Origin of the sequence: Janthinobacterium sp. B9-8, from assembly GCF_000969645.2 — a bacterium.
GTDB lineage: Bacteria > Pseudomonadota > Gammaproteobacteria > Burkholderiales > Chitinibacteraceae > Iodobacter.
The window spans coordinates 3864858-3881499 of the sequence record NZ_CP014222.1; the positions used below are offsets into that span (position 1 = coordinate 3864858).

20 protein-coding genes are annotated in these 16642 nt (G+C 50.8%); 16 read left to right on the forward strand and 4 right to left on the reverse strand.

Features of this window, described 5'->3' with window-relative positions:
- Positions 1–135 precede the first annotated feature (135 nt).
- On the forward strand, positions 136–657 hold the full coding sequence (gene ruvC, locus VN23_RS17410; protein ID WP_046353706.1) for a crossover junction endodeoxyribonuclease RuvC: 522 nt from the start codon (positions 136–138) through the stop codon (positions 655–657).
- Here ruvC and VN23_RS17415 read toward each other — a convergent pair.
- Positions 654–1367 (reverse strand): substrate-binding periplasmic protein, encoded by a 714-nt coding sequence (locus VN23_RS17415; protein WP_046353707.1) that lies wholly within the window; start codon positions 1365–1367, stop codon positions 654–656. The genes ruvC and VN23_RS17415 overlap by 4 nt on opposite strands.
- Positions 1368–1401: 34 nt before the next feature.
- Here VN23_RS17415 and ruvA point away from each other — a divergent pair, with 34 nt between their 5' ends.
- The 13 genes from ruvA (at position 1402) to queC (ending at position 11781) form a co-directional block, all read left to right on the forward strand.
- Positions 1402–2001 carry a Holliday junction branch migration protein RuvA gene (ruvA, locus tag VN23_RS17420; RefSeq protein WP_046353708.1) on the forward strand — a complete coding sequence of 200 codons (600 nt, stop codon included), beginning with the start codon at positions 1402–1404 and terminating at the stop codon, positions 1999–2001.
- A complete protein-coding gene (locus VN23_RS17425; protein ID WP_052746808.1) occupies positions 2002–2622 on the forward strand; it encodes a phosphatase PAP2 family protein in 621 nt (206 codons plus the stop codon). It abuts the gene before it with no gap.
- Entirely contained in the window at positions 2619–3656 is a 1038-nt protein-coding gene (ruvB, locus tag VN23_RS17430) for a Holliday junction branch migration DNA helicase RuvB (RefSeq protein ID WP_046353709.1), read from the forward strand. The genes VN23_RS17425 and ruvB overlap by 4 nt, the downstream gene beginning before the upstream one ends.
- An 81-nt stretch (positions 3657–3737) precedes the next feature.
- Positions 3738–4430, forward strand: a complete 693-nt coding sequence (tolQ, locus tag VN23_RS17435; protein WP_046353710.1) for a protein TolQ — start codon at positions 3738–3740, stop codon at positions 4428–4430.
- Positions 4430–4837 carry a protein TolR gene (gene tolR, locus VN23_RS17440; protein WP_046353711.1) on the forward strand — a complete coding sequence of 136 codons (408 nt, stop codon included), beginning with the start codon at positions 4430–4432 and terminating at the stop codon, positions 4835–4837. Before tolQ ends, tolR begins: the two co-directional genes overlap by 1 nt.
- A gap of 1 nt (position 4838) precedes the next feature.
- Positions 4839–5717: a TonB family protein gene (locus VN23_RS17445; RefSeq protein WP_046353712.1), complete on the forward strand. Its 879-nt coding sequence runs from the start codon at positions 4839–4841 to the stop codon at positions 5715–5717.
- 69 nt (positions 5718–5786) lie between these two features.
- The gene (gene tolB / locus VN23_RS17450; protein ID WP_046353713.1) at positions 5787–7058 is read left to right on the forward strand and encodes a Tol-Pal system beta propeller repeat protein TolB; all 1272 of its coding nucleotides are present in this window, start codon (positions 5787–5789) and stop codon (positions 7056–7058) included.
- A 96-nt stretch (positions 7059–7154) separates the two neighbouring features.
- Complete coding sequence (pal, locus tag VN23_RS17455) at positions 7155–7700, forward strand: peptidoglycan-associated lipoprotein Pal (RefSeq protein WP_046353714.1); 546 nt, start codon at positions 7155–7157, stop codon at positions 7698–7700.
- A 92-nt stretch (positions 7701–7792) separates the two neighbouring features.
- Entirely contained in the window at positions 7793–8521 is a 729-nt protein-coding gene (locus VN23_RS17460; protein ID WP_052746809.1) for a YbgF trimerization domain-containing protein, read from the forward strand.
- Between the two features lie 140 nt (positions 8522–8661).
- Positions 8662–9345 (forward strand): 7-carboxy-7-deazaguanine synthase QueE, encoded by a 684-nt coding sequence (gene queE, locus VN23_RS17465; protein WP_082752829.1) that lies wholly within the window; start codon positions 8662–8664, stop codon positions 9343–9345.
- Between the two features lie 12 nt (positions 9346–9357).
- Positions 9358–10665, forward strand: a complete 1308-nt coding sequence (locus VN23_RS17470) for a chloride channel protein (RefSeq protein WP_052746810.1) — start codon at positions 9358–9360, stop codon at positions 10663–10665.
- A 4-nt stretch (positions 10666–10669) separates the two neighbouring features.
- Complete coding sequence (locus VN23_RS17475; RefSeq protein WP_052746811.1) at positions 10670–11071, forward strand: hypothetical protein; 402 nt, start codon at positions 10670–10672, stop codon at positions 11069–11071.
- A gap of 26 nt (positions 11072–11097) precedes the next feature.
- A complete protein-coding gene (queC, locus tag VN23_RS17480) occupies positions 11098–11781 on the forward strand; it encodes a 7-cyano-7-deazaguanine synthase QueC (protein WP_046353716.1) in 684 nt (227 codons plus the stop codon).
- Positions 11782–12222: 441 nt separating this feature from the next.
- On the opposite strand, the gene hemB is transcribed toward queC, so the two are convergent.
- Positions 12223–13227, reverse strand: a complete 1005-nt coding sequence (hemB, locus tag VN23_RS17485; RefSeq protein ID WP_046353717.1) for a porphobilinogen synthase — start codon at positions 13225–13227, stop codon at positions 12223–12225.
- Between the two features lie 130 nt (positions 13228–13357).
- Entirely contained in the window at positions 13358–14611 is a 1254-nt protein-coding gene (locus VN23_RS17490; protein ID WP_046353718.1) for a D-amino acid dehydrogenase, read from the reverse strand.
- 345 nt (positions 14612–14956) lie between these two features.
- Here VN23_RS17490 and VN23_RS17495 point away from each other — a divergent pair, with 345 nt between their 5' ends.
- Both VN23_RS17495 and VN23_RS17500 read left to right on the forward strand, forming a co-directional pair.
- On the forward strand, positions 14957–15499 hold the full coding sequence (locus VN23_RS17495) for a TetR/AcrR family transcriptional regulator (RefSeq protein ID WP_046353719.1): 543 nt from the start codon (positions 14957–14959) through the stop codon (positions 15497–15499).
- A gap of 72 nt (positions 15500–15571) precedes the next feature.
- Positions 15572–16045 (forward strand): HPP family protein, encoded by a 474-nt coding sequence (locus VN23_RS17500; RefSeq protein WP_046353720.1) that lies wholly within the window; start codon positions 15572–15574, stop codon positions 16043–16045.
- On the opposite strand, the gene VN23_RS17505 is transcribed toward VN23_RS17500, so the two are convergent.
- A complete protein-coding gene (locus VN23_RS17505; RefSeq protein ID WP_046353721.1) occupies positions 16042–16494 on the reverse strand; it encodes a GNAT family N-acetyltransferase in 453 nt (150 codons plus the stop codon). The two genes, VN23_RS17500 and VN23_RS17505, sit on opposite strands and share 4 nt — an antisense overlap.
- Positions 16495–16642: the final 148 nt, after the last annotated feature.

The window sequence follows — 16642 nt, forward strand, 5'->3', positions numbered from 1 at the left end:
GGCATAAATCGCGTCTTTTTCCACCTAGCTGCGTTGCTCGTCATTGCATAGCCAGCTATGCAGCTTCCTCGCGCCTTGCCAGACGAAAAAATCCGTCGATTTCTAACCTGCCTTTTTCAACTGGACTGACTACGAATGCGTATTTTAGGAATTGACCCCGGCTCTAGAATCACAGGGTTTGGGGTGATTGATATCGACGGGCAAAACCGAACTTACGTCGCTTCGGGCTGTATTCGCACCCCCGGCGGGGAGCTAGCAGCCCGCATCAAATCCATTTTGCGCGGGATTACTGAAGTAGTAGAAACCTATAAGCCGGATGTAGCTGCAGTTGAAATTGTGTTTGTAAACGTCAACCCACAATCAACCTTAATGCTGGGCCAGGCACGGGGAGCGGCGATGTCGGCCCTTGTGCTGGCCGATCTGCCGATTGGGGAATATACGGCGCTGCAAGTGAAGCAGGCCGTGGTGGGAAATGGCCACGCAGATAAAGATCAAGTCAGCCAGATGGTGCAGCGCATGTTGCGCTTAAATGGCGCGCCGCAATCTGATGCTGCCGATGCCTTGGCTGTGGCACTTACCCATGCTCAGCACGATAGTGGCGCAATGAAGCAACTGGCAAGCTTAGGTCTCACCATTAAACGTGGGCGTTTAGCTTAAAGTTTGCTACGGCAAAGCGGCAGCTCGGCATTAAAGCGAGCAAGAAACTCTGGCTCTTCTTTTAAGAAACGATGGCCAAAATACACGCCTAAAGGTTTGTCTTCTAATAATTCGGAGCGAATTTTTTGCTCCGAATGCGTCAAGCGAATCGACTCATTCATCGCCAAATCACTCGCCAATACTGCTTCGACTCTTCCTGCGATCAGCATTTTTAATAACTGATCATGCCCAGGAGGGGAGGCATAAATTCGATAGCCGGATATTTTTAACCAGCTCAGCATATTCGAGCCAAAATAAGCCCCCACCATCGCCGATTGGCGGAATTCTTCACTTAAAGGCTTGGCATGACTATCGCGGCGAAAATACCAGCGCCACTGCTGAGGCGCAATCATTTGCGTCAACGAGGCGTAACGATCCCGCTCATTGCTTTGCGATGCTGAAAAAAAGCCATCGGCCTCACCCAGCTCAACTAAGTTCTGCGCACGCTTCCATGGCAAAAACTTAATTTCTACCGGACGCTGCAATTTATTCATAACGCAACGTACCGTTTCCAGGGCAATACCTGTCTGGCGTCCATCTTCCAGCTGATTACTGTATGGTAATTGCTGCTGTGTCAGTAGTTTTACGGGCACGGCACCCGCTTGCAGAGCAGATGCTAAGCAAAAAATACCTAACTTCACTTTCAGATTCGTCAAGCGATTGTCGGCCATTTATACTCCCCGCTTTGATAAAGAGATGCACACCATGATCGGACGCCTTACCGGAACCCTGATCGAAAAACAGCCGCCGCAAATTGTGATTGAAACCAATGGCGTGGGCTACGAAGTAGATGTGCCCATGAGCACGTTTTATGTATTACCCCACATGGGTCAGCCATCCAGCTTATATATTCATATGGTAGTGCGTGAAGACGCACAGCTTTTATACGGTTTTGCCACCCGGGCTGAGCGCGATACATTCCGCTCGCTGATTAAAGTGAGCGGCATCGGCGCAAAAATTGCGCTCGCTATTTTATCGGGAATGAACGCCGACGAGCTTGCGCAAGCGATTGCCGCAGAAGATCTGGTGCGGCTATCCAAAGTACCGGGTATTGGTAAGAAAACGGCAGAGCGGCTTGTTTTAGAACTGCGTGGCAAGCTCAACAATCTGCCTATTATGACCTCTGCCAGTAATAATAGTGCACTGTTTCAAACGCCTGCATCAAATAAAGATGATGTGCTACATGCATTAATTGCCTTGGGATATAGCGAACGCGAAGCCAATGGAGCGGTCAAAGAGCTCGCCAGCGATGTTGATGTTTCTGACGGCATCCGGCGCGCCCTTAAACAACTGGTTAAAACCTAAATGCGAATCCTGTCCATCACCGCCATTACCGGCACTATCCTGTTCATTTTTTTAGCCACGCTCTTAAGCACGCCAGAGCTCAATGCACTTGATGATGCCATCGGTAATGTCTTTTACAATGGACCAGCATGGCTGATTGCCCTCTGCAAAACTTTAGCTTGGTTTGGCAGTGCATTAGGCTCCCTGCTACTGGCATCGGTGATTGGTGCAGGTTTATGGTTTAAATTAGGCGATCGCCGCAATGCCGTTGGCCTGCCCTTGGCCATTTTCAGCGGCTGGCTATTAAATGCCGCACTTAAATTCAGCATTTTACGGCCTCGCCCCAGCTTAGAATTTTTAGCCTCGGCACACGGCCCGTCTTTTCCTAGCGGCCACGCCATGAGCGCATGGATAATGTCTTTTGTACTGGCCCTGATTGCCTCGCAATACCAGCCACAACGCCGCACGCTCTGGTTTGGCCTTGCCTTTTGTGCTGCCATTTTAGGTGGAATAGCCAGACTGGTACTCGGTGTGCATCATTTCTCCGATATCATTGCAGGCTTTAGTGTTGCGAGCGTGGTGGTACTTGCTTATTGCTACGCAGCAAGCCGTACTACCCTCTTGGATCGCCTACTGCCATGATCGAAACCGATGCGCTTTCTGCAGCTCCTGCTGATCGCCTGATTAGCAGCACAAAATTATCTAATCAAGAAGAAAAACTAGAACACGCCCTCAGGCCAAAATTACTCGACGAATACGTTGGGCAAGCCAAGGCGCGTGAGCAATTAGAAATTTTTATTGAAGCCGCTAAAAAGCGCGGTGAAGCGCTCGATCACGTTCTGCTGTTTGGCCCGCCGGGCTTGGGCAAGACCACGCTGGCGCATATTATTTCCCGCGAACTGGGCGTAAATCTGCGCCAGACTTCAGGCCCGGTACTCGAGCGCGCTGGCGATTTAGCGGCGATTCTGACTAATTTAGAGCCGCATGATGTCTTGTTTATCGACGAAATCCACCGGCTTAGCCCTGTGGTTGAAGAAATTCTTTATCCTGCGCTCGAAGATTTTCAGCTCGATTTAATGATAGGCGAAGGCCCTGCGGCAAGATCAGTAAAGCTTGATCTACCGCCATTTACGCTCGTTGGTGCCACCACCCGCGCAGGGATGCTGACCAACCCGCTGAGAGATCGCTTTGGTATTGTGGCAAGGCTGGAGTTTTACACAGCAGAAGAGCTAACCCGCATCACCACACGTTCGGCACAATTACTCAATGTGAATATCGCACCTGACGGCGCATTCGAAATTGCGCGAAGATCACGGGGTACGCCACGGATTGCTAACCGCCTACTGCGCCGGGTGCGTGATTACGCCGAAGTGCGGGCCGATGGTCATGTAACGCGAGAAGTGGCCGATGCTGCGCTCTCGATGCTGGATGTCGATCACGCAGGGCTGGATGTCATGGATAGGAAGCTTTTATCTGCCATCCTAGAAAAATTCGCTGGTGGGCCAGTGGGCCTCGATAACGTAGCCGCCGCTATCGGCGAATCATCCGACACCATTGACGATGTAATCGAGCCTTTTTTGATCCAGCAAGGCTTTTTACAAAGAACACCGCGCGGCAGGATTGCTACACTGGCTGCATACGAGCACTTCGGGCTTAGCCCGAAGAAACAGGATTAATGCCAGATTCAACCGGCACAGAATATTATTTCGGCGGCTTCTCCCGCCATTAACAACACGCTATATAAAGGATTCCCCAAAGTGGACGCTGTTGCAGCCAATCAAGATCTGTCGATTATCACTTTAGTCCTGCACGCCAGCCCCGTAGTACAAGCCGTCATGGGCATTTTGCTGGTGATGTCGTTTATGTCTTGGTGGTATATCTTCAGCAAGCACTTCGCCCTCTCCCACGCAAAAAAACAAACTGAAGAGTTTGAAAACCGCTTCTGGAATGGTGCAGATCTGGCAACACTTTACGATCAAGTGCGCCGTGGCCAGACACTCGGCATGGAAAAAATCTTTCAGGCGGGCTTTGGTGAATTCTTAAAATTGCGCCAGCGCGCGGGCGAGCGCGGCAATATGGAATTATCCGACGTCATGGAAGGCAGCCGCCGTGCCATGCGCGCCGCTTGCCAGCGTGAACTGGACGAGCTGGATTCGCACACTGCGTTTTTGGCTACCGTTGGCTCGATCAGCCCCTATATCGGTTTATTCGGCACCGTATGGGGCATTATGAATGCCTTTACCGGCCTTGCTAATGTAGGCCAGGCTACCCTTGCCACCGTTGCCCCCGGCATTGCCGAAGCACTGGTTGCCACCGCCATCGGCCTGTTTGCCGCCATTCCTGCCGTAGTTGCCTATAACCGCTTTGCCAATGATGTCGACAAGCTCGCCAATCGCTTTGATACCTTTATCGAAGAGTTTTCCAATATCTTGCAGCGTCAGGTGAAATAATGGCCCGCCGCGCACGCAGGATTAAAAACGAAATCAACGTCGTTCCCTATATCGACGTGATGCTGGTTTTGCTGGTGATTTTTATGGTTGCCACACCGATGATGCAACAAGGCGTGGTGAATCTGCCTACAGTTGGCAAATCCGATCAGGAAGTGAACGCGGCCCCGCTGCGAGTTGAAATCGACGCCGCTGGTGCGATTAAGCTGCACGATAAAGAAGAGAGTAGCGATCTGGCCGATCTCAAAGCGCTGGTCGCCAGCGTACAAGCCAAACAAGCCATCACACCCAATCGCCCGGTCGTGATTGCCGCAGATAAATCCATACGCTACGAGCAGGTAATGAATGCGATGGATGCTTTAAAACAAGCCAATATTGCCCGGGTTGGCCTGCTTGTTCAGCCGAAGTGATATGAGCCCAAACCTTAATCGTAATGAGCGCCCCACTCTGGCCTTTGCGCTGGCCGCTGCCGTCCATTTGCTTTTGGTGGCGGGCTTATTGCTGTCGATGAACTGGCAAACAAAGAAACCTGAACCGGTCATGGTTGAATTATGGGGTGGACCACCACCTGCCAGCTCGCAGCAAACACCTGATCCAGAGCCAGTTCCCCCTCCTAAAAAACAAACCAAAATCGAAGCCAAGCCTGAACCTTTACCCGAAAAGCCAGCGGATATTGCTACGGCTAAAGTAAAGCCAGCGCCTACTCTACGACCTACCCCAATCCCGACTCCAACTCCGGCGCCAAAGCCTAAGGCGACGCCAGTGCCAACAGCTGTGCCTACTGCCCCACCAAAACCCAAGCCAAGCGCTGCGCCCATAGCCAAGCCAACAGCCGCCCCCAAAGCGTCGGCTAAGCCCAAAGTATCCGCATTTGATGCCGCATTGTCTGAAGGCAGCTCCTTAGAGCCCAATAAAACCGGAGCAAAGCCGGGTGGCAAAGGCAATAACCCCAATGCCACCAACAACACTGGCCCTGGTTCAGGTAGCGGAAATAGCGCCACTGCCAGCAAGGGGCTGGCCGATTACCGCAGTAAGGTTTCGCAACTTATTCGCTCTAAATTGGTCTACCCAAACCCTAAGGGCAACCCATCGGCAGAGTTCAGAATCAATGTGCTGCCCAATGGCGAGATTCAAGAAGTAACACTATTGAAATCCAGCGGCGAAACAATGTATGACGAAGCCGCAAAACGTGCCATTCTTGCCTTGCAACGCATGCCGCCTTTGCCTGATGGGCAACCATTTAGCGGTGATATGCGCAATATTAAAATCTCGTTCCGTTTGAATGATTAAAGCCATGTCTCTACCAAGAGAGATAACACGTTAACCGAATGGAATAGCCATTCATGGAGAACTCCAATAATGCTTTGGCGAAAATTCTTTAGCCTGCTCAGCGCAAGCTTGCTCTTAAGCGCTGCGGCTCATGCTGATATGACGATTGATGTGGTAGGCGTAGGCGCATCGCAATACCCTATCGCAATCGCACCATTCCAGAATGAAAACCAGCAAAAACAAGCGCTCACACCAGTCATTAACGATGATTTAACACGTAGCGGGCTGTTTAAAGTGATCGGCGCGGGGGACTTGTCGCCAGTGCCATTTGCACCGGAGCAGGTCAATTACACAACAGCTCTGGCTAAAGGCGCACAAACCATGGCCATTGGCCGGGTAACGCCTGATGCGGGTGGCTTTAATGTGCAATTCTGGCTGATTGATTTAGCCAGCAAAAAGCCCTTAATCACCTGGGAGCGCAAAGCCACAGCGGGCCAGATGCGCCGGGTAGCGCACCAGATTGCAGATTTGATTTACCAGCAAATCACTGGCCAGCCGGGTGCGTTTAATTCACGAATTGCCTATGTACTCAAACAAGGCTCACGCTTTGAATTACAGGTGTCCGACGCCGATGGTTTTGGCTCACAAGCCATTTTGGTCTCCAAACAACCTGTGATGTCGCCAAAATGGTCGCCAGATGGTGGCAAATTGGCCTATGTTTCTTTTGAGGCCCAAAAACCCGTGGTGTATGTGCACGAATTGGCTTCAGGACGGCGCTGGAAAGCGGCTAGCTTTAAAGGCAGCAACTACGCGCCTGCCTGGGCACCCAATGGCCGAGAACTCGCCGTTGTACTCACCCAAAGTGGCAGCTCGCAAATTTATCTGGTCAATACCGATGGCAGTGATTTACGCCAGCTAAGCCGGGGCGGTGAAATCAATACCGAGCCTGCGTTTTCACCCGATGGGCGCTTTATTTATTTCACCTCGGATCGTGGTGGCAGCCCGCAAATTTATCGTATGAACAGCAATGGCAGTAACACAGAACGGGTAACGTTTCAGGGCAGCTACAATAGCTCAGCCAAGCTCAGCCCGGATGGCAAGAATATGACCTTTATTACCCGTGATGGTGGCTACCGTGCGGCAATTATGGATTTAAGCAGCCGTCAGGTGCTCACCCTCACCGATACAGGCTCTGACGATTCGCCCAGCTTTGCACCGAATGGGCAAATGGTGCTGTACGAAACCAAAATGGGTGGACGGGGAGTGCTAGCGGCGGTTTCAAGCGATGGCAGAGTAAAACAGCGCCTCAGAGCGCAGGCTGGAGACGTAAGACAACCCGCATGGGGACCGGTACTCCGGTAAAGATACCATTTGCGGAACCTTTGCTAAGCTAAATGTCATACTGCTCGAACGCTTAGCTTTATCTCTTTAAGATGTAAGATCTAAGGAAGAAACACAATGAAAAAAGTAGCGCTTAGTTTAATCATGACTGCCTTGCTGGCCGCTTGCGCGAGCACCCCGGTACCAACAACAAAACCTGCTGACAACTCTGGCTCAACAAATACCAGCACGACTCAGCCAAGTACTAATCCTACAACCGTTGACCTGACTCAAGGCACGGCAAAATCCTTTACCGAGCTGACAGATCCAAACAATATTCTGTCCAACCGTCGCGTGTATTTTGATTTTGATTCCTTTATTGTGCGCCCGGATTTTCATGAGCTAGTACAAGCTCATGCTAAGTATCTGAACACCCATAAAGACGCAAAAATCATCTTGCAGGGCCATACCGATGAGCGCGGCACCGCAGAGTACAACTTAGCTCTGGGCCAAAAACGTGCAGATTCAGTGCGTAAAATGATGAATGTACTGGGCGTGCCGGATAGCCAGATCGAAACAGTGAGCTTTGGTGAAGAGCGTCCGCTTGAAGCCGGTGATAGCGATGCCATTCGCGAACGTAATCGTCGTGCCGAAATTGTTTACAATGGTGAAACTGCGCAGTAATCAACTTGCCGTTAAAACAAAAAAGACCTAGTCTCTACCACGGACGAGCGATAGCTCGTCCGCGCGTTTTCAACTTCACATCAGATCAATCTATGAAACGAATTGCTACTCTGCTCTTGCTCGCATTTTCTGTGCAGGCTCACGCTGGTCTTTTTGATGACAATGAAGCGCGCCAGCAATTAACTGATCTGCGTACTACTCAAACCCAAGCGCAAAAAAAGACCGATGATCGCCTCATGCAATTAGAGGCAAGTAATAGCCGCGCTATCGAACTAGTGGGCCAGCTAGAAAAACTACGCCAGGAAATTGCCACCTTGCGTGGACAAAACGAAGTACTGCAATTTAATCTAGACGAGGCAGCCAAGCGCCAGAAAGATCTTTACACCGATCTGGATGCTCGCATGCGCACAATGGAGCTGGCTAAAGTAGAAAGCAAAGCCGCAGCTGTTGTGTCTGAACAGCAGCAATTAGACGATATCGTGCAGCTCACCCGCTCAAGCAAACACAAAGAAGCGGTAGTCGGCCTGCAAAAATTTATTAACGAAAACAGCGGTAGCGCACAGCTGCCCACCGCCTATTACTGGATGGGTGTCAGCCAAACGGCACTCAAAAGCTATAAGGGCGCACAGGCATCTTATCAGCAGGTACTCGCGAGTAATGACGAAACTCGTGCACCCGATGCACTCTTTGGCCTAGCCATTATTGCCAACGCACAGGGCGATAAAAAATCATCGCGTCGCTTTCTATTGCAGCTGATTGAAAAGTATCCACAAGCAGAAAAAGCCGCAGCAGCCAAGAAAGCACTGCTTGCAACTGATTAAGTGTAATTAAAACAACTCTAAAAACACTAAAACTGCGTAAAATTGCTTCGCTGAAACATTGCAACGCCCACATTTTTACCCGGCGTCACCGATTAGGTTGACGCCGTTTTTATTTCCACCGGACTGTTTTCCGGTTTGCCATGCAGCATCAAATGCTGCCGCTGGCTGAGGAGCTTCTCTTGAAAGACGCATTACGTATTACCGAAATCTTCTGCTCATTGCAGGGTGAAACCACCCGTATGGGCCTGCCTACGGTGTTTGTCCGCCTGACCGGCTGTCCGCTGCGCTGTGGCTATTGCGACAGCGCCTATGCTTTTACCGGTGGCGAGACGCAATCTTTTCAAACCATCCTCGATAAAATCGCCTCATTTAACACCCACCATATTTGCGTGACTGGCGGCGAGCCTCTGGCGCAAAAAGGCGTGCATGAACTGATGCGCTTGCTCTGCGATGCAGGCTATTCACTCAGCCTGGAAACCAGCGGCGCTTTATCGATTGCTGATGTTGATCCGCGTGTTTCACGCATTCTGGATATCAAAACGCCCGGCTCGGGTGAATTAGCCAAAATGCACTGGGAAAACCTCGCATACTTGAGCAAAGCCGACGAAATCAAATTTGTTTTATGCGATCGTAGCGATTACGAATGGGCGCGCGATTTAATCCGCGAGCGTCGTTTAGAAACGCTGGCCCCCGTGCTGATGTCGCCCGTCTGGGAAACGCTTCCCCCTGCCAATCTCGCCGCCTGGGTACTGGAAGATCATTTACCAGTACGCATGCAAGTGCAATTACACAAAATCCTCTGGGGTGAACGTCCCGGCGTTTAAACAGGCAAGCTCATGTATTGGAAACGTTGGCTGGTACGTATTAAACACTTACCAGAACGCAGCCGCGCCACACTAGCTCTCTGGTTTGGTGCCGCTATGGTGGGCCTTGTTGCCGTTGTTTTGGCCAAGGCCGCTGACGGTGCACTGGCGATTTTCCAAAGCATGAGTACACGCTGGGCATGGTGGCCCTTTTTTGCCCTGCCCTGCGGCGGGATGGCTATACGCTGGCTGATGCAGAAAATAGGCAAAGGTTCGGAAGGCAGCGGCATTCCACAAGCGATGGCGGCACTGCAAGTAACCGATCAGCCCGCCGTTATCAGACAACTGCTTAGTTTACGTATCGCCTGCGCCAAGTTTATCGGCGTAGTCGCAGGGCTGGGATGTGGCTTTGTGCTGGGGCGTGAAGGCCCAACGGTGCAAATTGGTGCAAGTTTAATGTATGCCTGCCGACGTTTTATTCCATTATCCGATGCCGTATTTCGCCGCCAACTGATTCTGGCTGGCGGAGCCGCTGGGATTGCCGCCGCATTTAATACGCCACTGGCAGGGATTGTGTTTGCATTTGAAGAACTGGCGCGCTCGGTAGAAGAAAAAACCTCAGGAAAGCTATTAGGCGCGGTGATTTTAGCCGGTGTGGTTTCCCTAGCGATTCAGGGTGATTACACCTATTTTGGCCGGATTCATGTGCCCGGTTTTAACTACAGCATTTTGTGGCCGATGTTTATTGTGGCGGTGAGTGCGGGCTTAGTTGGTGGCTTTTTCTCCTGGCTTTGCGTGCATCAGGATCGCTGGCTGCCCGTTAAAGTGAAGATGTGGCGCGCAGCTCAGCCCTATTTGTTTATCGCCGCATGTGGCTTTTTAATTGCCTGCATGGGGCTAGCCGCTCCTATTTTTGGTAGCGGGGCAGAAATCACCAGCGAAGTGGTTACAGGCCATGGAACGATGGCCTGGTACTTCTTACCGCTGAAGTTTTTAGGCTTGCTCGCTACCTTTCTAACCGGCTTGCCCGGCGGCATTTTTGCCCCATCGCTCTCTATGGGCGCAGGAGTCAGCAGCTGGTTTTTGCCATGGTTTGACAGCAGTATTCATATCAAACTAATTGCCATTGGAATGGCGGCGATGCTGGCCGCAGTGACGCGGGCACCACTGACCTCGGCTATTATTTTGATAGAAATGACTGACGGGCACACGATGGTGATTTCAATTTTGGCAGCCGCGATGATTTCATCCACCGTAGCACGCCTCTTTGGCACCAATCTTTATCATGATCTGGCGGAAAAAGCCCTGCAACGCTTGGCTTACCCTCAACTTTTAAAGTGATCCTATGCGCTACTTTTTAGCTGTATTTGCATTGATGGCCACATTGGCTCAGGCAGAATCCACAGGTCCGGACGGAATGACCACTGCTCAGTTGAGTGAGTTTTTAAAATCACTGCAAACGGCCGTCGCCAAAGACGATGCCGCCAGCGTGGCCAAGCTCGCCCGCTTTCCCCTGCGCGTGAATCTGCCACATAAAAAAACACTGAAGGCACCGCAGTTTATTGCTCAGTACTCAAAAGTAATCACGCCAAAAGTCAAAGCGGCCGTGCTGGCACAAACAGCAGAAACGCTGTTTCGCAATAGCAATGGCGCGATGATAGGCAATGGTGAAATCTGGTTTTCCGGCATTTGCCTGAATAAGGATTGCACAAAGCAAACCACCAAAATCATCGCCATCAATCCATAAACAACATTATTTAAATTGAAAATATCATGACAAAAAAACCTGCAGTGATCTTACTATCCGGTGGCCTCGACTCCGCCACCTGCCTTGCTATTGCCAAAGCTGAAGGCTTTGCTCCCTATTGCCTGTCTTTTGATTACGGCCAAAAACATACTGCCGAGCTGAAAGCCGCCGCCCGCGTGGCAGAAGCGCTGGGCGCAGTTGAACACCGCATTCTGAAAATTGATTTAGCAGGCTTTGGCGGATCGGCACTCACCGACGCCAATATTGATGTGCCAGTAGACGGCGGCAAGCCCGGCGAGATCCCTGTGACCTACGTGCCCGCTCGCAACACAGTGTTGCTCTCTTACGCGCTGGCATGGTCTGAAGTGCTCAAAGCCGATGATATTTTTATTGGCGTGAATGCTGTGGATTACTCAGGCTACCCAGATTGCCGCCCAGAATATATTGCATCTTTTCAAGCCATGGCAAGGCTGGCGACGAAAGTGGCCGTTGAAGGATCAAAACTCACCATCCACACTCCGCTGCTGAAACTCACCAAAGCAGAAATCGCCCAAAAAGGCACCGAGCTGGGTGTGGATTACGCCCTTACCGTGACCTGCTACAAAGCCGATGAAGAAGGCCGCGCCTGCGGCGAATGCGAAGCCTGCCGCCTGCGTAGCGCTGGCTTTGCCAATGCGGGGTTGACTGATCCGACACGGTATCAAAAGTAATATAGAGCGTACGGCGAGACTTTTCGGGCGACGTTTACCTTGCTCAGCAAAAGCACAATGCGGCGAAAACGACCTATAAAAAAATCGGCTTACGTGCCTAGCACGGAGCCGATTTGCTTTTGTATTAGCACACAAGAAAAAAACGTACTAACCAAGCTCTCTGCATCGGGCTTAAAAGTCCCCTAGAAGCACGCCGAAACGAGGAATAAGCGGATCGGGGTTTCGGAAAAGGGGTAGCGAGGCAGCGAGCGAGCAGCCTTTTTCGCCGAGCCGATTATCCGCAGTGAGGGGCCTTCGTGCTGGCTGGGGCGGCCTTCTTTGGCTTCGTTTCTTGGCCGCGCAAGAAAGGAAGGTCCAGCGGGACGCCCGCACCAAAATCAACGTGCCGAAGGCACTAAAAAAGCATTGTTTTTGATCTGCTTCACCCCTTACAACAACACATCACTTCCCCGCCAACCACCGTGCCGCATCCAAGGCAAAGTAAGTCAAAATCCCATCTGCACCAGCGCGTTTGAAGCCCATTAAGCTTTCCAACACCACAGCCTCTTCATTCAGCCAGCCGTTTTGCGCGGCGGCTTTGATCATGGCGTATTCGCCAGACACTTGATACACAAAAGTCGGCGCAGCAAATTCGTCTTTCACTCGGCGAACTACATCTAGGTAAGGCATGCCCGGCTTCACCATGACCATATCAGCACCTTCTGCCAGATCGAGCGCAACTTCATGCAAGGCTTCGTTCAGATTGGCTGGGTCCATTTGGTAAGTCTTTTTATCAGCCTTGCCCAGATTCGCAGCAGAGCCAACGGCATCGCGGAAGGGGCCGTAAAATGCCGATGCATATTTGGCCGAGTAAGCCATGATGCGGGTGTTGATAAAATCATCGGCATCCAAAGCCTTTCGAATCGCGCCAATACGGCCATCCATCATGTCCGACGGTGCAATAATATCGACGCCGGCCTCGGCATGGCAAAGCGCTTGCTTGACCAGCGCAGCCACGGTTTCTTCATTAAGCACATAGCCATTAGCATCGATAATGCCGTCCTGACCATGAATGGTATAAGGATCAAGTGCGCCATCCGTAATCAAGCCCAGCTCTGGGAAACGCGCTTTTAACTCACGTACTACACGTGGTACTAAGCCATTCGGATTCCAGGCTTCGGCAGCATCCAGCGTTTTTAAGTCTTGCTCAATCACAGGGAAAATGGCTAAAGCAGGCACGCCCAGCTTAACCGCTTGCTCGGCGGTATGAAACAGCTGATCCAGACTCTGACGATTTACCCCGGGCATAGAGGCAATCGCCTGAGTACGATTTTCGCCATCTAAAACAAACACCGGCAAGATCAAATTGTTCGCGCTTAAATGATTTTCACGCATCATTCTGCGCGAGAAATCATCGTGGCGCATACGGCGTAAACGGGTAGTGGGGAACGAGCGATTACTATGCATAAGGCGCTACCAATAGATGAGTACGCTTATTTTAACGAAGATTGAGAGGGGATGATTGAGCAATGCTGACAAAACATGAAAAAAATACAAATGTAGAATGGGCACGCTTTTGTGCCCACCCTACATTTAATCAATAACGCGCTAAAGCCAAGCCGCTACTTTCGATTTCTGGTTGCTTTTGGGTAATCAAATCAGCCAGTACACGGCCAGAGCCGCAGGCCATCGTCCAGCCTAGTGTGCCGTGCCCGGTATTCAGCCACAGATTTGGATAAGACGTACCGCCCACCAAAGGTGTGCCGTCCGGTGTCATGGGGCGTAAGCCCGTCCAAGGCTCACCCTTACTGGTATCCCCGGCATCAGGAAAAAGATCATTGGTGACCATTGCCAGCGTAGCAACGCGGCCCATATCCAGATGCCTATCGTAACCCGCTACTTCGGCCATGCCACCTACACGCAGACGAGAATCAAAGCGGGTCAGCGCAATTTTATAGCTCTCATCCAGCACGGTAGAGCGTGGTGCGGCATCGGCGTTTTTTAGAGGAATAGTCAGCGAATAGCCTTTCACCGGATAAACTGGTAAATCCAGACCCAGCGGTAAAGCCAAAGCGCGTGATGTGCAGCCTGCGGCCAGCACCACATGATCTGCATCGAGGATTTCCCCTCCCTTAAGCTGTACCTGGCGGATTTGCTGATTAGCCGCGATTAAACGCTCAACCGTTACGCCATAGCGGAACACCACACCTGCGGCTTCGCAACGCGCTGCCAGCTTATCGGTAAACATTTTGCAATCGCCCGTTTCATCATTTGGCAATTGCAATGCGCCAACCAATTTACCCGGCACACGCGCCAGAGCAGGCTCTACATCGACCAAGCCTTGCGCATCCAGCAAATGATTAGGCACGCCAATGGCGCTTAAAATATCTGAATCGCGTTGTGCGGCTGCTAACTGCTTGGCCGTACGGAATACCTGCAAAGTGCCTAAGCTGCGTTGCTCGTATTGCAAATCAAGCTCTTCACGCAAATCGCGCAGGCAATCACGGCTATATTCGGCTAAAGGCACCATACGGCCCTTATTGCGCTCATAAGCGGCATGGGTGCAATTGGCAAGCATTCTTGCCATCCATGACAGCTGAAAAAAACTGCCATCAGGCCGAATTTTGAGTGGGGAATGCGGCTGAATCAGCCATTTAACCGCTTTCCACGGGATGCCCGGCGCAGCCCAAGGTGCGGCGTAGCCTGGGGACACTTGGCCCGCATTAGCAAAGCTCGTTTCGGTTGCAGGCCCGTCCAGTTGTTCTAGTACGGTGACATCGCATCCCGCTGCGCGCAGGTAGTGCGCAGTGGCTACGCCGACAACGCCAGCTCCGATGACAATAACACGCATATTTTTAATCCTTAACCCACTGGGTGATTTCTGTTTGCAGCTTACCGCTGGGGGATAGGTTCAGCGATAGGTGATTCCCCTTGCATAAGTATATTTGGGTATTTATTCCTTAATCAAATAAATAAAGGAAGGATCAACCCAACTTTTTGATATAAGCGCAATTTAATTGTGCATCTACACAATTACTTAGCATAAGCATTTACCATAAAGCGGCTAGATTAAAGTTTCCATATTGCATAAAAACTACAGGCATTTGAAACGGTACGCTGCGCTTTTAATAAAGCACTTGCTCAAGGCAAAAACATACCGTACGATTGGTTTGTTTTCACGCTACAGAGTGCTGTAATGCCCATCACCAAGCAACAGCTGATCAATCAAGCTACCACCTTATTCAGAATGAAAGGTTATGCTGCAAGCAGCATCAGTGAAATTGTGCAGGCCTGCGGCATTACCAAGGGCAGTCTTTATCACCACTTTGCGAGCAAAGAAGCATTGGGGCTGGCTACGCTAGAGCAGTTAGAAGCTTATTTTGACGAGCATATTTTTTCAAAAATACGCCAAGATCAGCCAGCAGCAGGGCTTGCTGCATTTAATCTGGCAATTGAAGAATTCTTCTGGCAACACCCCAATGGCTGCCTGCTTGCTAGCTTAAGCTTAGAAACGGGTACCGCGTATGAGCCATTCCAAACTGCCATTCTGCATTTTTTTAGCAAATGGCAAAGCTGCTACTACCACGCTTTTATTGCTTTTTACCCGGCCGCTCAAGCCAAAACACTCAGCATTGACGCCCTCGCCATCGTGCAAGGCTGCATTTTAATGTACCGGGTGAATGGCAATATCGAGCCCTTACAGCGCCAGCAGCAAGCTCTGCTCAAGCTCTGCGCTTAATTGAAGCTGGCGGGGCTAAACTCGCCTTGCAAAAAAAAACATACCAATCGTTCAGTATAAAAAAGGAAGATTATGATAGATAAGCAAGCTTTAAAGCATGCCCTGCTCGCGGGAATGGGGGGATTTATTGCCATCTTACTGCTGGCAAGTGCCAGCGAATTTGGAGCGGCAGCACTGATTATGGCGCCGTTTGGTGCAAGCTGTGTTTTGCTTTTTGCACTGCCTGAAGCAGCACTATCGCAGCCTAGAAATGTGATCGGCGGGCATTTACTGACTGCAAGTGTGGGGCTAGCTTTCTATTTACTCACCCCTAATACCGCACTATTTGCTGCACTAGCTGTAGGTGTTGCCATTAGCCTTATGGTACTGACTAAAACCACTCACCCGCCAGCTGGCGCAAACCCATTATTATTTTTTCTAGCTGCCAAGCCGCTGAGCATCTGGTTTTTACTCACTCCTGTGGCAAGTGGTGCCATTTTGCTGGTGCTACTAGCCACCCTCTACCACCGTGCCACAGGTAAATTCAGCTATCCGGTAAAGCGTTAAGCTGCAATCACCATATCGATATGCGGAATATTGTCTTCTAAATATTCCTGCCCCACCGGCACAAAGCCAAAATTGCCGTAAAAACCCTGCAAATGGGATTGCGCTCCAATACGATGCCCCTGGCCCGGATAAAGCTGGCTTGAATAGCGCAAACCTTCTGCCACCAGCTTTGATCCGGTTCCGCCACGGCGTGCATCAGGGTGAGTAATCACCCGCCCAATCGAGGGCTCTGCATATTTAAGCCCGGGCGGCACCAGGCGCAGGCTGGCAAGCACCTGGCCGTTTTGATCAAAGCCTAATAAATGCTGCGAAACCGCATCGTATTGATCCATATCCGGATAAACACAGTTTTGCTCAATAATAAAAACGTCCTGACGTAACTTTAAATGGGCATACAAAGTCAGCGCATCAAAATCCGCCAAAGCAAACCAACGCCATTGCAATTCCATAATCTGTATCCTAAGAAAAAGGCTGCCAAAGCAGCCTTTTTGATGAAGTAGCATAACGGCACAGGAGTGCAAAAAACAAAACGGCGATCCGTGAATAACACATGAAGCATAAAAAACCGATTATCTGTCTTGGTTTTCTTCGTGTAAC

What these genes read in the sequence shown, in the direction of transcription:
- ruvC (WP_046353706.1), top strand. Translation starts at nt 136, where the DNA reads ATGCGTATTTTAGGAATTGACCCCGGCTCTAGAATCACAGGGTTTGGG.
- VN23_RS17415 (WP_046353707.1), bottom strand. Translation starts at nt 1,367, where the DNA reads ATGGCCGACAATCGCTTGACGAATCTGAAAGTGAAGTTAGGTATTTTT.
- ruvA (WP_046353708.1), top strand. Translation starts at nt 1,402, where the DNA reads ATGATCGGACGCCTTACCGGAACCCTGATCGAAAAACAGCCGCCGCAA.
- VN23_RS17425 (WP_052746808.1), top strand. Translation starts at nt 2,002, where the DNA reads ATGCGAATCCTGTCCATCACCGCCATTACCGGCACTATCCTGTTCATT.
- ruvB (WP_046353709.1), top strand. Translation starts at nt 2,619, where the DNA reads ATGATCGAAACCGATGCGCTTTCTGCAGCTCCTGCTGATCGCCTGATT.
- tolR (WP_046353711.1), top strand. Translation starts at nt 4,430, where the DNA reads ATGGCCCGCCGCGCACGCAGGATTAAAAACGAAATCAACGTCGTTCCC.
- VN23_RS17445 (WP_046353712.1), top strand. Translation starts at nt 4,839, where the DNA reads ATGAGCCCAAACCTTAATCGTAATGAGCGCCCCACTCTGGCCTTTGCG.
- tolB (WP_046353713.1), top strand. Translation starts at nt 5,787, where the DNA reads ATGCTTTGGCGAAAATTCTTTAGCCTGCTCAGCGCAAGCTTGCTCTTA.
- pal (WP_046353714.1), top strand. Translation starts at nt 7,155, where the DNA reads ATGAAAAAAGTAGCGCTTAGTTTAATCATGACTGCCTTGCTGGCCGCT.
- VN23_RS17460 (WP_052746809.1), top strand. Translation starts at nt 7,793, where the DNA reads ATGAAACGAATTGCTACTCTGCTCTTGCTCGCATTTTCTGTGCAGGCT.
- queE (WP_082752829.1), top strand. Translation starts at nt 8,662, where the DNA reads ATGCAGCATCAAATGCTGCCGCTGGCTGAGGAGCTTCTCTTGAAAGAC.
- VN23_RS17470 (WP_052746810.1), top strand. Translation starts at nt 9,358, where the DNA reads ATGTATTGGAAACGTTGGCTGGTACGTATTAAACACTTACCAGAACGC.
- VN23_RS17475 (WP_052746811.1), top strand. Translation starts at nt 10,670, where the DNA reads ATGCGCTACTTTTTAGCTGTATTTGCATTGATGGCCACATTGGCTCAG.
- queC (WP_046353716.1), top strand. Translation starts at nt 11,098, where the DNA reads ATGACAAAAAAACCTGCAGTGATCTTACTATCCGGTGGCCTCGACTCC.
- hemB (WP_046353717.1), bottom strand. Translation starts at nt 13,227, where the DNA reads ATGCATAGTAATCGCTCGTTCCCCACTACCCGTTTACGCCGTATGCGC.
- VN23_RS17490 (WP_046353718.1), bottom strand. Translation starts at nt 14,611, where the DNA reads ATGCGTGTTATTGTCATCGGAGCTGGCGTTGTCGGCGTAGCCACTGCG.
- VN23_RS17495 (WP_046353719.1), top strand. Translation starts at nt 14,957, where the DNA reads ATGCCCATCACCAAGCAACAGCTGATCAATCAAGCTACCACCTTATTC.
- VN23_RS17500 (WP_046353720.1), top strand. Translation starts at nt 15,572, where the DNA reads ATGATAGATAAGCAAGCTTTAAAGCATGCCCTGCTCGCGGGAATGGGG.
- VN23_RS17505 (WP_046353721.1), bottom strand. Translation starts at nt 16,494, where the DNA reads ATGGAATTGCAATGGCGTTGGTTTGCTTTGGCGGATTTTGATGCGCTG.